The sequence below is a fragment of the Candidatus Hadarchaeales archaeon genome, from assembly GCA_038736355.1.
GTDB lineage: Archaea > Hadarchaeota > Hadarchaeia > Hadarchaeales > WYZ-LMO6 > WYZ-LMO6.
Genome location: JAVYML010000002.1, coordinates 370,489 through 383,446, shown reverse-complemented (window position 1 = coordinate 383,446; position 12,958 = coordinate 370,489). Strand labels below are relative to the sequence as shown.

The following is a 12,958-nucleotide window of genomic DNA, read 5'->3' as shown; positions in this document are numbered from 1 at the left end:
GCTAGCGCCCGCCCTCGAAGTCCCTGAGCGTGAAAACGCGCAGGCCTGGGGGAACCCTCTCCACCCTCGATTGAACTCCCACCAAGTTCTTTATTCCACGCTCAGAGGCCAACTCCGCTATCTCCTGGGTGATGATGCCATCCAGAACCACCGTGTGTACTCCGTTCGCCTGCATCAACTTTTCCTTGAGCTCCCTCACGGGTACCTCCTCGATTTTCTCCAGATCCTGGTTGAGGAGCCTAGCCTTCAGCGAGCCCGCCATTTCCGTGAGGAGTTCCTTCAGTCTGGAAAGCTCGGCCCTCCTTTCCTCCGTCTTTTCCTTTTTGAATCCCTTGAGCTCCTCCACCGGTACCTTGTTCCTGAGGGCTTTCAAAACTTCCTTCCTCGTCAGTTCCTCCACGCTCTTTCCGTTGGGAGGTCTGGCCACGTAGTCTATCTTCACCAACTGCATGAGCTCCTTCAGGATGAGATCCCCTCCTCTATCACTGTCGAGGAAGGCCGTAACCGTCTTGTTCTTGCACAGCTCCACGATCTGCTTGGGCACGTTTGTTCCCTCCACCGCGATGGCATTACGTATACCAGCCCTCAAGAGGTTGAGAACATCCGCTCTCCCTTCCACGAGGATGATCGCATCCGAATCCAGCACTCCTGGGCCGGCTGGAAGTCCCTGATATTCTATAATTTCCTCTGCCCTCATGTTCTCCTTGACCTGCTCCGAAAGCTCCTGACTCTCAGGACTTTCCAACTCCATCTTCGAAAGGATTTCCTTTGCCCGGCTCACGATGTATTTGCGCTTGGCTTCCCTGACATCCTCGATCTTTTCCGTTCTTATCTTGGCCTCGCAGGGACCCACCCTGTCCACCGTTTCCAGTGCCGCCGCTATGATGGCCGTTTCCACCTTATCGAGACTGGAGGGAATGAGGATGGTACCCGTGGACTTACCCTGATTGGTGGTGAGTTCCACCTTGATCCTCCCTATCCTCCCGGACTTCAGTAGTTCTCTGAGGTCTAGGTCCTCTCCCAAGAGGCCTTCTACCTGCCCGAAGATGGCCCCCACTACGTCTGGACGCTCCACCACTCCGTTGGCCTCTATCCTAGCGTGGATGAGATATTTTACCGATCCACCAAACTCTTCCTTCATACTCTCACCTCCCTTTTCGATCGCACTTTCCTTTACCAGGTCCTTGAGCGATTTCTCTTCCAAGTGCTCACCAGAAGGGTTTTGGTTGGAACTGCCCTTTTCTGAGCTTCCTGTAAGACGGAGTGCCCGATCCGGTAGACCAGATTGCGGGCAACTTCCATCTCCAGGCTAAATTTGGGCTGTTCCAGCCCTTACCCGTTTTTTTCTCCCCTCCTACCCTTATAAATACTTTGACCTGCCTAGCCCCTGTCCAAGCCGAAAATGCTAACACTGACCACGCTCATGGCCGGGAAACCTCCCAAGTTATGGGTGAGTCCCAATCTGGGATCCCTCAATTGCCTGGGTCCGGCCTTCCCCTGGAGTTGTTTGTAGATTTCGTATACCATTCTGAGACCCGAGGCTCCTATCGGATGTCCAAAGCATTTCAAGCCTCCGTCGGGCTGGCAAGGGAGTTCACCCTCTAGCTCAAAGAAACCCGCCTCCACATCCTCCGCCGCCTTTCCCCTGGGGGAAATCCCAAGATCCTCATAGGTCACCAGCTCCGTGATGGAGAAACAGTCGTGGACTTCCAGCAGATCCAGCTCCCTTCTCGGATCCTCCACTCCCGCCTCCTGATAGGCCCTCCTCGCCGCCCTCACCGTAGTTTCCACATGGGTTCCGTCCCATCGGTAGAGCAGCTCCTCCCCGGAGGTGGTAGCCACTTGCATCGCCTTCACATAAATGGGATCCTCCCTGTATTCCCTGGCCTTCTCCGCCCTCACCACGATAGCGGCTGCCGCCCCGTCACTCACTCCGCAGCAGTCGTAGAGACCGAGGGGCCAGGCGATGATGGGGGCGGACAGAACATCCTCCACCCTTATTTCCCTCCTCAGGTGGGCCTTGGGATTCCTCGCCCCGTTCCTGTGGCTTTTCACCGAGATCTTGGCCAAAATTTCCTTCCCCCTTTCGGGAGTCAGCCCATAACGATCGAAGTACCTCACCGCCATCATGGCGAAGGCCCCTGGAGCCGTAACGTTCGGAAAGATGAGCCTGTTCCTGCTTCCCATTCCGGAACCGAATTCGGGAAGTCCTCCATATCCTATGTCCTTGAGCTTTTCAACCCCCAGCGCCAGCGCCACCTCACAGGCCCCGGAAGCCACGGCGTAGCATGCTGCCCTCAGGGCCTCTGAACCTGTGGCACAGAAGTTCTCCACCCTCGTCACGGGAATGAAGGGAAGCTTCAGGGAGACGGAAAGGGGTAAGGCACTTTTCCCCGTGGAGACCTCATCGAAGCAGGTCCCCAACCACGCCATCTCTATTTCTTCCTTTTCTATCCCCGCATCCTCCAAAGCCTCTTGGAAGGCTTCTACGATGAGATCCTCATAGCCAGCGTCCCACCTCTCCCCAAAGCGAGTGCATCCCATCCCTATGATGGCCACCTTATCCTTTATTCCCCCCATCCTCCACCTCCGGTACGGCCTTCCAGAAATATCCTATCACTCCCCTCACGGGATCCCGGTACTTCCTCCTGAAACTCATCCTAACGGGAGCTCCCACCTTCAACTCCCCGGCCTCACAATCCGTGAAGTCGAACCAAAATCTCCCACCACCCTCAAAATCCACGATTCCGTAAATGGCGGGTCTATCCACGGAGAAAGCCAGCATGTCCTCGGTGTAGCTGAAGACCCTCCCCCTCCTCTCCGAGAACCTGTATGGCTCCATGTCCATTCCACCGCAGGCCACACAGATCCTCTGCGGAGGGTATTGGGGAGTGCCGCAGGCTCTACACCTAGATCCCACCAACGCTAGGATAGCCCTCCTCTCCCTCCAAGCGAGCGACAAAGAGGTGGGGGCTATTTCTTCCCCCCTCATCCCCTTCTCCACAGGCATGCTTTCCCTCCAAGCCAGGTACTTCTCATAGCTTCTCAGTTCCTTCCTCCTGCCCAGAGCCCTTTCCACCTTCCTCTCACCCATTCCGCCCGTGACGGTCAAGAGAAGAGAATCACTCCCGGCCCCATAACCTGCCACCACCACCTTCTCTCCCCTCTCCCTTCCCTCCAGGGCCGCCACCAGGAGAAGGAGGGGATAGGAGGCCCCCGTGTTTCCCACCTGCTCGAAAAGACTCGGTTGGAGTTGTTGCTCGGAAAAACCCATCTCCCTGGCAAGACGTGGATGATCCCTTGGAAAAAGGGCCGGAAAAGCCACCTTGGAAATATCCTCGGGGGTGAGACCTTTCTCCCTCAGCAAACCCTCGATGGAGGAACGGATGAACTTGAGATATCCTTCCTCCCTTATCCACCTGTCCTCCCAGGAGCGGGTGAATTCCTCCCCTTCCACCCTCCAATAATCGGGGAAATCGTGGGAGAGGGAATAGGAACCTTCCAGCTTCGCCACTCTTTCTTCCCCCACCAAGAGGGCAACAGCCGCATCGCCATACATCGCCTCCTGCACGCTCCCCGGTCTTCCCATCCTGCAGTCGGAAGCCACCACCAAAACCCTCTTTCCCTTTTCGGCCTCCTCGAAAGCCATGAGCAAGGCCCTCATACCGGAGGAGGGAGATCCGGTAACATCCACCGTTCTCACCCCCTCTTCCAAGTCCAGAGCAGTGGCCAGGATGCTCGCGTTCATCCTTTCGGCGAAAGGGGGAGTGGTGGTGGCGAAGTAAACCGAGGAAATACTTTTCCTTTCTTCACCCAAACAGTCCCTCGCCGCCTCCACTCCCATCGTGAGACTGTCCTCATCCCAGTTAGCCACCGTTCTCTCCCCCGGAAGGAGGGCGGCGGGATTGAGCCAGGAAGCTATGGCTTCATAGAGAACGGCCCTATCCATCCTGTACCTTGGAAGATAAACTCCGCAGGAGGTTATTCCTACCACAGAATCTCTTTTAGCTTTCGCCAAAAAAAAAATAAAATTATCCTCCTCCGGGAAAGTACCCGACACACTGACTGGTCTAAGAAACTGCTCTTCGAGGTTCAAACCACACCCTCCGCTCTCATCTCCTCCACCTCCTCCTCCGTGTACCCAAGCTCTTTCAGGATTTCCTCCGTGTGTTCACCAAGGGAGGGGGCTTTCCTCCTGGGCTTGTAGGAAAAGAGGGAGGATTGGAAAGGGAAACCAAGTTCCCTCCTTCCGCCTTCCTCCACCAACATCCCCGTTTCCTTCACCTGAGGATCCGAGAAAACTTCTTCCAAGGAATAGACGGGGGCAACGGGGACATCGGCCTCCGACAGAAGCCTGAACCACTCCTCCCTTTTCCTCGTCAGGAAAATCCGCTGGAAGGCCTCGAAGATCTCCTCTCTCTTTTCCAAGTCCCACTGATGACCAAGGTATTCCCTCTTCCCAAGTACCTCACACAGCCTCTCCCAGAAGACCTCCTCCAAGCACCCGATACTCAGGTATTTTCCGTCCGAGGTCCTGTAGACGGCATAACAGGGGAAGTGGCCTAGGAGGGGAAGGGTCTCCTCACCCACCTCCCACCCCTCCAAGTGTAAGGAGGAAGGAAGGGTGAGGAAGAAAAGGGAGGCACCCAAGAAAGAGATTTCCAAGTATTGCCCCTTTCCAGTTCTCTCCCTGTGGAAGAGGGCGGAAAGGATGGCCACCGTGGTCAGAAGACAGGTCCCCATATCGGCTATTTGTACTCCGGGTATGACCGGTTTTCCGTTCTCGTCCCTAGTGAGGCCCAAAACACCTCCGAGGGAAAGGTAGTTGATATCATGACCAGACAGAAGACGGTAAGGTCCCTTCTTCCCGTAGCCGGAAATAGAGCAATAGACCAGCCTGGAGTTCCTCCCGCTCAGGGTATCATAGTCCAATCCCCATTTCTCCATCACCCCAGGTCTAAAGTTCTCCACGAGGACGTCCCCCCTCTCCACCAACTTCAGGAGTACTTCCCTTCCCTTTGGAGAGTTGAGGTTGAGGGTGAGACTTCGCTTGTTCCTATGAACAGCGGAAAAGTAAGGTGGAAGGGTGCGGGCGTAATCTCCTCTGCGAGGTTCTTCCACCTTGATTACCTCCGCCCCCATATCGGCCAGCAGGGTGGTGAAGGGAAGATATCTGGTGAGATCCACTATCCTTACTCCCTCGAGCGTCCTCTCACCTGAAGAGCTCGGGATGCTGCTTAGCCAGTTCATAATATCCCAAAGCACCGGCCTCTGCCCTGATCCTCTGCTCCTCCTGATCCAGTTCCTTTACCAATTTGGCGGGAACGCCGGCGAACATCGTCCCTGGGGGAACCTCCGTCCCCTCCCTCACCACCGAACCCGCCGCGATGATGGAGTTCCTACCTATTTTGGCCCCGTTGAGGATGATGGAGCCTATCCCTATCAACACATGGTCTTCCACCAAGGCCCCATGGATTACTGCCCCATGTCCCACCGTCACGTAGTCACCCACGTAGACTTCCACGCTCATGTCGGTGTGGAGCACGCAGTTGTCCTGAATACTGGTGAACCTTCCCACCCTCACCGCGTTCAGATCCCCCCTGAGGACGGCGCCCGGCCAGATGCTCGTACCCTCCCCCACCACCACCTCACCCACCAGGCAGGCGGTCTTGGCCACCAAGGCTCCGGGATGGATGGAGGGCCTTTTCCCACCGAACTCGTAAAGGGGCATCATCGACTATTTCCTTTTTTTCTTAAACTCCTTCCCAAACTTAATTTAGGCCCAGGGAAAAGGATATGGTGCCCCGGTGGTGTAGACCGGCCAATCATGCAGCCCTTTCGAGGCTGCGACGCGGGTTCAAATCCCGCCCGGGGCACTCCCCATATCTATTCCGCAACCCCCTCTTTCTCGATGGAATGCGCAATGGTCACCCAGGGCTATAAACCTGGCTCCTGTCTTCTCCCCACACCCTCAGGACCTAGGAGGGCCTGTGAACTCACCCTGAAAAGGGAAGGGGGCCTTTGGCACAGGCTCATAGCCTCCGCCCAACTCTCCAGACCAGAAGACTACTATAGCATCTACCAGAGTGGATGCAATCACTCCTGTCTAAAATGTCATTCCTGGTATTTCACCCAGCGCCCGGAGGGTTTTTGGGCCTCCACCGAAGAGATGGCGGAGTGGGCTGCCACCTATGAACTCACCGTTACGGTTAGGGAGCCCAGGGAAAGGGCGACCATGTGGCACGCCACCGACCTCTGCCATCACTGCGGTTCTTGCGTCAGGTTCGGAGTAAGGGGTCCCCTCTGTCCCAAAAAACTGAAGCCTGACCAAATCATCCTCAGCTCACAGGGTTACGGACCTGCCAGGAACATCGTATCCTTTACGGGGGGGGGACCTTCTATGCAGGGCCGAATTCTATGCTGAGGCGGCGAAGAAAATAAAGGGGGCCTGCACGGAAGAAATGTGGATCCTGCTGGAGACCAACGGTTATGGTTTAACCCCCTCCAATCTCGATCTCCTGGCGAGCGCTGGGGTGGATTCTTTCTGGTTGGACCTCAAAGCCTATGACGAGGGTACGTACAGGAAGCTGTGCGGAACCACCAACGAGTGGATTCTGAAGACCCCTGCCGAGATAAGGGATAGGGGTTTTGTGCTGGAGCTCCTTTCCCTCTACATTCCGGGCTGGGTGGAAGAGGAGCAACTCAGGAAAATTGCCGAGCTGATCAAAGAAGTGGATCCCAACCTCCCCTTTACCCTCCTAGCTTTTTTCCCGGAATACAAACTTTCCCAAACGAGGAGTCCCTCCTTAACGGAAATGCTCAGGGCTTACTTGGTAATAAAAGAAGCGGGCCTGAAGAGGGTAAAACTGGGCAACTGTCATGTCTTCGCCAAGAGTGAGGAGGATTGGACCCTGCTGATGGCCGTGGTGGGCCCAGAAGGAATAGGATAGCTTAAAGGTCTGGAGGAAAAAGAAGAGGGATGCCAAAGGTACTGACCGAAGTGAGGGACCGCATCTTCATCATCACCATTAACCGTCCTGAAGTGATGAACTGCATAGATGGGGAAACTGCCAAATTGCTCTTCGAGGCCTGGCAGAGGTTCAGAGACGATGATGAGCTCTTCGTGGCCATCATCACCGGTGCGGGGGAGAAGAGCTTCTGCAGCGGGGCGGATTTGAAGAACTTCCAAAGTCTACTGGAGTTCGAAGGAAAGGAGATGGGTTTCTTGGGTTACACTAGGGGAACGGACATCTTCAAGCCCATCATAGCTGCCATCAACGGTTATTGTTTTGCGGGAGGTCTGGAAATCGCCTGCCTGGCGGACCTCAGGATCGCCTCAGAGAATGCGGAGTTCGGATGTTTAGAAAGGAGATGGAATGTTCCCCTCATAGATGGGCTCACCCAGAGACTTCCCAGAATCGTGGGGCTGGGAAGGGCGATGGAACTCATTCTCACCGGTAAGAGGATTGACGCTTGGGAGGCCTATAGGATTGGGTTGGTAAACGAGGTAGTGCCCAGGGAGAAGCTGATGGAAAGGGCCCTGGAGATAGCGAAACAACTCTGTGAGTATCCCCAAGGATCCATAAGAGCGGATAAAAAAGCCGTGATGCTGGGCCTGGGAAGACCGCTGGAAGAGGGGCTCAAGCTGGAAAAGGAGATCGGAGAAAAGATCCTAGGCACCCATGATTTCGTGGAAGGGGTAAGGGCCTTCATCGAAAAAAGAAAACCCTCCTTCGACCACCGTTGAGATCGAAGGAGGGACTCCATTATCCGGTCTTGTATTTTTTAGCTAAGCGACCAGCCACCACCATCAGCACCAGTCCCGCTATCAGCAACCCCCCTCCATAAGCGAGAGGCCAACCCGAGGCTTCGGCCTGATAAATTGCCACCAGGGCCGCCAGGAGGAGGATCACAGACAGCAGACAGGCCGCTATGACTGGTCCCGGTGCCCTTTTCTTCTCCATTTTGCACCTTTTCCTCTTAGAAAACCTCAAGATGGGCCTTGCAAACTTCTGAAGGGCCGAGCCCATATCCCCAAACGATGGCGATTCTCTGAGTTCTTGAGGAGAGGTTAAAAGCTCCTTTCACCCAACTTTCCAGATGAAGGAGGTTCCCAAAGAGTTGGTCTATAGACTCCTCCATCCTAGGCAAGTGGTATTGGTAACTTGTGTGGACGAAAAGGGAAAACCCAATCTTCTAACCGTTGCCTGGAGCACTCCACTTTCCTTCGATCCTCCCCTGGTGGGAATTTCGGTAGGAAAAAACAGATATTCGCACGACCTACTCTCCCGCACAAAGGAATTCGCCATAAGCATTCCTCCTTCTTCCTTGCTGGAGAAGGTGAAGGCTTGTGGAAGGTTGTCTGGTAGAAAATGCGAAAAGTTCAAGGAAGTGGGGCTCACTCCCCAACCTTCCCGCTGTCTGAGGGTCCCGGTAGTAAAGGAAGGAATAGCGCATTTGGAATGTAAGGTGGTAAAGGAGGTAGAGGTAGGTGACCACACCCTTTTCGTGGGGGAAGTGGTGGAGGCCTACGCCGATGAGAGGTTTTTCGACGGGGAGAAGTTCGATCCTGAGAAGGTGGGTTTGATATACCATCTGGGAGGAATCCATTTCCTTTTCCTCGGAAAGGGTTAAAAATCCCCCAAGGAATTTAAAAACGTGAAAAGACCCATAACGCTGGAAGAAGTCTCCCGCAATCCCGGAATACTTCTTGCCATTTCTGCACTGTTGCTGTTGGTGGGTTCGTTGGGCACTTGGTACTCCCTTCCTGCCGGTCCCTTTTCTCTGAAAATCAACGGTTGGGATACCGGACTGGGAAAAATCCTTTTCTTCATCTCCCTCATTTTCTTCACTTCGGCTGCCCTCCATTTGGGATACATAAGCCATCCCCTCCTCAACCGCCTCTTTCCCCTTTTCTCCACCTCAGCAGTCTGCGGCTTCCTCGCCTTGGTGGCCTGCTTAGTGGGATTCGACAACGGATCTCACTACTCCTGGGGACTCTACCTCAGCACGATAGGTTCTTTGGTTTCTCTCTTCGCCTCTTACAAGAGCGTACAAGCAGGAGTGTGAAATGACAAACTGTGGAGTTTGCGGAAAACCCGTTGAAGGGGGCGTAAAGTGCAGTGGTTGTGGGATTTCCCTCCACAGGGAGTGTGCCAAGAAAATCCTTGGCAGATTTTACTGTAGGGGATGCTACAAGGAGGGAAAGAAACAGGCCAGATACGAAAGGATGCGCCAGTGGGGGATACCGGGCAGATAAATAATAAGCTCAATCCCAAGATTTTTTGAGCAGGGGTATCCAAGCCTGGTCTAAGGAGCGGGGCTTAGGACCCCGTGGCGAAGGCCTTCGTGGGTTCAAATCCCACCCCCTGCACCTTGTTGGGCTTATCGGCTCAAATGTCAGCACCCTTTTTCCCTCATATCCAAGAATGTTTGAATGAGGTCTAAGTTCAGGGGCTGCCTGCTGGGATGTGCGGTGGGAGATGCCTTGGGAAGTTCCTGGGGTGGGTTCTCAGGACGGTGGACGGATGACACTCACATGACGATAGCTCTGGCAGAATCCCTGCTGGAAAAGAAAGGTTTCGACGGGGAACACCTAATGCAGACCTTCATCAAAAACTACGAGGAGGAGCCTTGGAGGGGTTATGCTTCCGGTCCTCCCACTATTTTCTCCATGGTCAAGAAGGGAGTTCCTTGGAGCGAGGCTTCCAAGAGGCTCTTTGGAGGAAAGGGGTCCTTCGGGAACGGGGCTGCCATGAGGGTGGCACCTGTGGGCCTCCTTTACTACAACGATCCCGAAAAACTCAGAGAGGTAGCCGAACAGCAGGCGCTCCTCACCCACTACCACGAGCTAGGAAAGGAAGGAGCGGTCCTCCAAGCCAGGGCCGTTTCCCTTGCCCTCACTTCCAAACCCCCCTACCTCTTCGATCCTTACGATTTTCTAGAGGAACTCCGCAATTTCACTTCCCATCCCGTCTATAAGGAAAAGTTGGAGAAGATTGGGAGGTTGCTCAAGGGAGGGAGTCCGAAGGAGGTGATAAGGGAACTGGGCAACGGAGTAGAGGCCCACCGCTCGGTTCCCACCTCCATCTGTTCCTTCCTCCTGAATTTCCATTCCTTCAAAGCTTCCCTCCTTTACGCCACGGAACTTGGAGGCGATAGGGATACGATAGGTGCCATGACGGGAGCCATAAGCGGCGCCTATCATGGGGAGGAGGGAATACCGCAGGAGTGGAGGGAGAAAGTGGAGAGAAGGGAAAGATTGGAAGAGCTTGCTGACAAACTCTGGGAGCTCAAGTCCCAAATCTAATCTTTTTTTCTCCCCTCGAGGAAGGAAAAGATGGACCATCTCGCAGAAATCGGGGGGGAAAGTATTTGGTCGTGGACAAAACCTCTGAGGGGTGGAGATTCATTTTATCCTTCCTCCTCCGTGAGGGGATAGGATGAAACAGGGAGTGGAAGTGGGAGTGATAGGCGGAACGGGCTTCTACGAATTGGGAGTCTCGGAGGGGAAGTGGAGGGAGGTGAGAACTCCCTACGGAAGGGTGGAGGTGCTCCTGGGCCTAATGGGTCCAAAGCGTGTAGCCTTCCTACCCAGACACGGAAGGAAGCACGGGGCTCCTCCCCACAGGGTCAACTATCGGGCCAACCTCTGGTCCCTTCACTCCCTCGGGGTGAAGAGGATCCTAGCCGTTTCCGCCTGCGGTTCCCTCAATCCCAAGATGAAACCTGGTGAGCTAGTACTCCTGGATCAGTTCCTGGACTTCACCAAGGGAAGGATCTCCACCTTCTACGAGGGTGGGAAGGGAGGAGTGGTGCATGTGGACCTCACCGAGCCCTACTGTCCAGAACTCAGAAGGGTGCTGAGGGAAGCGGCAAAGGAGGAGGAAATAAAGCTCCATCCAAGGGGAACCTATGTATGCACGGAGGGACCGAGATTCGAAACGGCCGCGGAGATAAGGGCCTATCGCAAACTGGGGGCAGATTTGGTGGGTATGACCAACGTGCCTGAGTGCGTGCTCGCTAGGGAATTGGAAATGTGCTATGCCGCCGTGGGATTGGTGACCAACTTCGCCGCAGGTCTAGCCGGAACCAAACTCACTCACACGGAAGTGTTGGAGAGGATGAAAGGGGGACTGAACACCATAGGAAGACTCTTCCGCTCTTCCCTACCCAAGATCCCCAAGGAGAGGTCTTGTCCTTGCTCCAAAGCCCTAGAAGGAGCAGTGGTAAAGGTCTGATCACTCCTCGAACATCTCTTCGTAAAACTCCACGGGTTCCAGCTCGTACTCCTGTTCAAGCCTTCTCTTTTTCTTCTTCGACTCCGTGATGACGGGAATTTCCTTGGGCTCTACCCCTTTCTCCCTTATCTTGTAACTCTCCCTGCTCCTAGCTTTCTCCTTGTACCCGCACTTCTTGCACACTAACCTGGTGAGCCCTTTGACCCTTTCCGGATAGAGGATATTACCACATTTTGGACAAAACTCCATTTTCTCGCTGAAGTTTTTTAGAGAGGGGATAGTTTATAAAGATAGCGTTGTGGACTCAAAACCTCCCAAAGGGAAAAATCTCCTCCCCGTACTTCAGGAAAATCCTGTGGAGATGATGGAGGGCCTTCGCCGCCCTCCTCACCGACTCATAAACGGGAAGCCCATATTCCTTGAAGATCCTCCTGACCCTATGGGCAAATTCCCAATCCAGCTCCGGAGGGTTCGAAATCACCACCGGCTTCCTGAACTCCAGCTGCATTTCCCTACACTTCTCCGCCAATCCCCTGAGATACTCATCCGTCATCACCAGCTCCCGGTAATAGGCTCCCATCTGGACCTCCAAGATCATGCAATCCACGTTGTCGTCCGAAAGGGCAATTCTCAGCACCTCCGGGAGGATACCGGAAACGAAGGCTGGCCAAACATCCAGCGGATTCTTCAGGCTCGTGCCCGCGGCCGGCAGGATCTCCTTGAGCCTCCTTATGGTCTCCTCTCCGAAGGTGGGAACCTGCAATCCCATCTCCACACATGCATCCGTTTCCACCACGCTCACCCCTCCGGAGACCGAAGCCATGGAAACCCTCTTCCCCCTCGGAGGGGGGCAGAGGAGAAAGGCACGAACTGCATCCATCATTTCTTCAAAACTCCTCACGGGGATCACTCCGGCTTGCCTGAACATGGCTTCCCAGATTTGCTGGGATCCGGCCAGAGAACCCGTATGGGAAGAAGCGGCCCTGGCCCCGTCTGGAGTCATACCACCCTTCAGCACCAAAACGGGTTTCCTCGAAGCTGCCTTCCTGAGGGCCTCGAAGAGTTCCCTTCCCCTCCTCGTTCCCTCCACATAAACCAGGAGGAGCCTGGTCTTTTGATCCTCGGCCAGATAGCGCACGAAGTCGGGGGCATCCAAATCGACAGCATTGCCATAACTCACCACCTTGCTGAACCTGGCCTCCGCCAGTTCTCCGGCTGCGGTGGAGTAAATGGCAAAAGTCCCGCTCTGCGAAACGAAACCCACCGGTCCACTCTCGTGCGGCTGACCGTTTGCGAAAAAGAGTCCGGCTTCGGGACAGTAGATACCCATCCCGTTGGGTCCTATTATCCTCACTCTTCCTCTCCTCGCCAGCTCGAGGATTTCCCTCTCGAGCCTGGCACCCTCTTCTCCCGCCTCACTGAAACCCGAAGAGTAAATGTGAACTGCCTTCACCCCTTTCTTCACACAATCCCTTATTACCTCCGGTACCACCCTGGCCGGCGTTCCCACGATCACATAATCCACAGGATGCGGGATATCCAGCAGACTGGGGTAGCACTTTTTTCCCATGAACTCTTGGTACTTGGGATTGACCAGGAAGAGTCTGTCTCCCAGCTTTCCTTCGAGGATGGTGGAGATGTATCCCAATGTCTCCGCTGAGGCCCCTACCACGGCCACGGACTTTGGGTAGAAAATTTCTTCCAGTTCCGCCGGCACT

At 54.7% G+C, this 12,958-nt stretch carries 16 protein-coding genes and 2 tRNA genes; 10 read left to right on the top strand and 8 right to left on the bottom strand.

The window, feature by feature from the left end; translation table 11 throughout:
- Nucleotide 1: 1 nt before the first annotated feature.
- From dnaG to QXG22_04365, 5 genes are all read right to left on the bottom strand, one after another.
- Nucleotides 2–1,204: a DNA primase DnaG gene (dnaG, locus tag QXG22_04385; protein MEM0359228.1), complete on the bottom strand. Its 1,203-nt coding sequence runs from the start codon at nucleotides 1,202–1,204 to the stop codon at nucleotides 2–4.
- A gap of 176 nt (nucleotides 1,205–1,380) precedes the next feature.
- Complete coding sequence (locus QXG22_04380; GenBank protein MEM0359227.1) at nucleotides 1,381–2,580, bottom strand: acetyl-CoA acetyltransferase; 1,200 nt, start codon at nucleotides 2,578–2,580, stop codon at nucleotides 1,381–1,383.
- Complete coding sequence (locus QXG22_04375; protein ID MEM0359226.1) at nucleotides 2,561–3,994, bottom strand: OB-fold domain-containing protein; 1,434 nt, start codon at nucleotides 3,992–3,994, stop codon at nucleotides 2,561–2,563. The genes QXG22_04380 and QXG22_04375 overlap by 20 nt, the downstream gene beginning before the upstream one ends.
- A 98-nt stretch (nucleotides 3,995–4,092) precedes the next feature.
- A complete protein-coding gene (locus QXG22_04370; GenBank protein MEM0359225.1) occupies nucleotides 4,093–5,250 on the bottom strand; it encodes a CaiB/BaiF CoA-transferase family protein in 1,158 nt (385 codons plus the stop codon).
- Nucleotides 5,213–5,734 carry a gamma carbonic anhydrase family protein gene (locus QXG22_04365; GenBank protein ID MEM0359224.1) on the bottom strand — a complete coding sequence of 174 codons (522 nt, stop codon included), beginning with the start codon at nucleotides 5,732–5,734 and terminating at the stop codon, nucleotides 5,213–5,215. Before QXG22_04365 ends, QXG22_04370 begins: the two co-directional genes overlap by 38 nt.
- A gap of 67 nt (nucleotides 5,735–5,801) precedes the next feature.
- Between QXG22_04365 and QXG22_04360 the strand changes: the two genes are divergently transcribed.
- The 4 genes from QXG22_04360 (at nucleotide 5,802) to QXG22_04345 (ending at nucleotide 7,747) form a co-directional block, all read left to right on the top strand.
- Nucleotides 5,802–5,876 (top strand) — tRNA-Glu (locus QXG22_04360).
- 35 nt (nucleotides 5,877–5,911) lie between these two features.
- The gene (locus QXG22_04355) at nucleotides 5,912–6,424 is read left to right on the top strand and encodes a hypothetical protein (GenBank protein MEM0359223.1); all 513 of its coding nucleotides are present in this window, start codon (nucleotides 5,912–5,914) and stop codon (nucleotides 6,422–6,424) included.
- Entirely contained in the window at nucleotides 6,324–6,950 is a 627-nt protein-coding gene (locus tag QXG22_04350; protein MEM0359222.1) for a radical SAM protein, read from the top strand. The genes QXG22_04355 and QXG22_04350 overlap by 101 nt, the downstream gene beginning before the upstream one ends.
- 29 nt (nucleotides 6,951–6,979) lie before the next feature.
- Nucleotides 6,980–7,747, top strand: a complete 768-nt coding sequence (locus tag QXG22_04345; protein MEM0359221.1) for an enoyl-CoA hydratase-related protein — start codon at nucleotides 6,980–6,982, stop codon at nucleotides 7,745–7,747.
- A 19-nt stretch (nucleotides 7,748–7,766) separates the two neighbouring features.
- On the opposite strand, the gene QXG22_04340 is transcribed toward QXG22_04345, so the two are convergent.
- Complete coding sequence (locus QXG22_04340) at nucleotides 7,767–7,964, bottom strand: hypothetical protein (GenBank protein ID MEM0359220.1); 198 nt, start codon at nucleotides 7,962–7,964, stop codon at nucleotides 7,767–7,769.
- Between the two features lie 136 nt (nucleotides 7,965–8,100).
- Between QXG22_04340 and QXG22_04335 the strand changes: the two genes are divergently transcribed.
- From QXG22_04335 to mtnP, 6 genes are all read left to right on the top strand, one after another.
- Nucleotides 8,101–8,634, top strand: coding sequence for a flavin reductase family protein (locus QXG22_04335; GenBank protein ID MEM0359219.1), 534 nt, complete (start codon nucleotides 8,101–8,103; stop codon nucleotides 8,632–8,634).
- A 24-nt stretch (nucleotides 8,635–8,658) separates the two neighbouring features.
- Complete coding sequence (locus QXG22_04330; GenBank protein ID MEM0359218.1) at nucleotides 8,659–9,069, top strand: hypothetical protein; 411 nt, start codon at nucleotides 8,659–8,661, stop codon at nucleotides 9,067–9,069.
- Nucleotide 9,070: 1 nt separating this feature from the next.
- Nucleotides 9,071–9,259 carry a hypothetical protein gene (locus tag QXG22_04325; GenBank protein MEM0359217.1) on the top strand — a complete coding sequence of 63 codons (189 nt, stop codon included), beginning with the start codon at nucleotides 9,071–9,073 and terminating at the stop codon, nucleotides 9,257–9,259.
- Between the two features lie 29 nt (nucleotides 9,260–9,288).
- Nucleotides 9,289–9,373, top strand: a tRNA-Leu gene (locus QXG22_04320).
- Nucleotides 9,374–9,436: 63 nt separating this feature from the next.
- Nucleotides 9,437–10,309, top strand: a complete 873-nt coding sequence (locus QXG22_04315) for an ADP-ribosylglycohydrolase family protein (protein MEM0359216.1) — start codon at nucleotides 9,437–9,439, stop codon at nucleotides 10,307–10,309.
- Nucleotides 10,310–10,442: 133 nt separating this feature from the next.
- Nucleotides 10,443–11,240 (top strand): S-methyl-5'-thioadenosine phosphorylase, encoded by a 798-nt coding sequence (gene mtnP / locus QXG22_04310; protein ID MEM0359215.1) that lies wholly within the window; start codon nucleotides 10,443–10,445, stop codon nucleotides 11,238–11,240.
- On the opposite strand, the gene QXG22_04305 is transcribed toward mtnP, so the two are convergent.
- Complete coding sequence (locus QXG22_04305; GenBank protein MEM0359214.1) at nucleotides 11,241–11,489, bottom strand: hypothetical protein; 249 nt, start codon at nucleotides 11,487–11,489, stop codon at nucleotides 11,241–11,243.
- A gap of 55 nt (nucleotides 11,490–11,544) precedes the next feature.
- Nucleotides 11,545–12,957, bottom strand: coding sequence for a CoA-binding protein (locus QXG22_04300; GenBank protein MEM0359213.1), 1,413 nt, complete (start codon nucleotides 12,955–12,957; stop codon nucleotides 11,545–11,547).
- Nucleotide 12,958: the final 1 nt, after the last annotated feature.

What these genes read in the sequence shown, in the direction of transcription:
- QXG22_04380 (MEM0359227.1), bottom strand. Translation starts at nt 2,580, where the DNA reads ATGGGGGGAATAAAGGATAAGGTGGCCATCATAGGGATGGGATGCACT.
- QXG22_04370 (MEM0359225.1), bottom strand. Translation starts at nt 5,250, where the DNA reads ATGAACTGGCTAAGCAGCATCCCGAGCTCTTCAGGTGAGAGGACGCTC.
- QXG22_04365 (MEM0359224.1), bottom strand. Translation starts at nt 5,734, where the DNA reads ATGATGCCCCTTTACGAGTTCGGTGGGAAAAGGCCCTCCATCCATCCC.
- QXG22_04355 (MEM0359223.1), top strand. Translation starts at nt 5,912, where the DNA reads ATGGAATGCGCAATGGTCACCCAGGGCTATAAACCTGGCTCCTGTCTT.
- QXG22_04345 (MEM0359221.1), top strand. Translation starts at nt 6,980, where the DNA reads ATGCCAAAGGTACTGACCGAAGTGAGGGACCGCATCTTCATCATCACC.
- QXG22_04340 (MEM0359220.1), bottom strand. Translation starts at nt 7,964, where the DNA reads ATGGAGAAGAAAAGGGCACCGGGACCAGTCATAGCGGCCTGTCTGCTG.
- QXG22_04335 (MEM0359219.1), top strand. Translation starts at nt 8,101, where the DNA reads ATGAAGGAGGTTCCCAAAGAGTTGGTCTATAGACTCCTCCATCCTAGG.
- QXG22_04325 (MEM0359217.1), top strand. Translation starts at nt 9,071, where the DNA reads ATGACAAACTGTGGAGTTTGCGGAAAACCCGTTGAAGGGGGCGTAAAG.
- QXG22_04315 (MEM0359216.1), top strand. Translation starts at nt 9,437, where the DNA reads ATGAGGTCTAAGTTCAGGGGCTGCCTGCTGGGATGTGCGGTGGGAGAT.
- mtnP (MEM0359215.1), top strand. Translation starts at nt 10,443, where the DNA reads ATGAAACAGGGAGTGGAAGTGGGAGTGATAGGCGGAACGGGCTTCTAC.
- QXG22_04305 (MEM0359214.1), bottom strand. Translation starts at nt 11,489, where the DNA reads ATGGAGTTTTGTCCAAAATGTGGTAATATCCTCTATCCGGAAAGGGTC.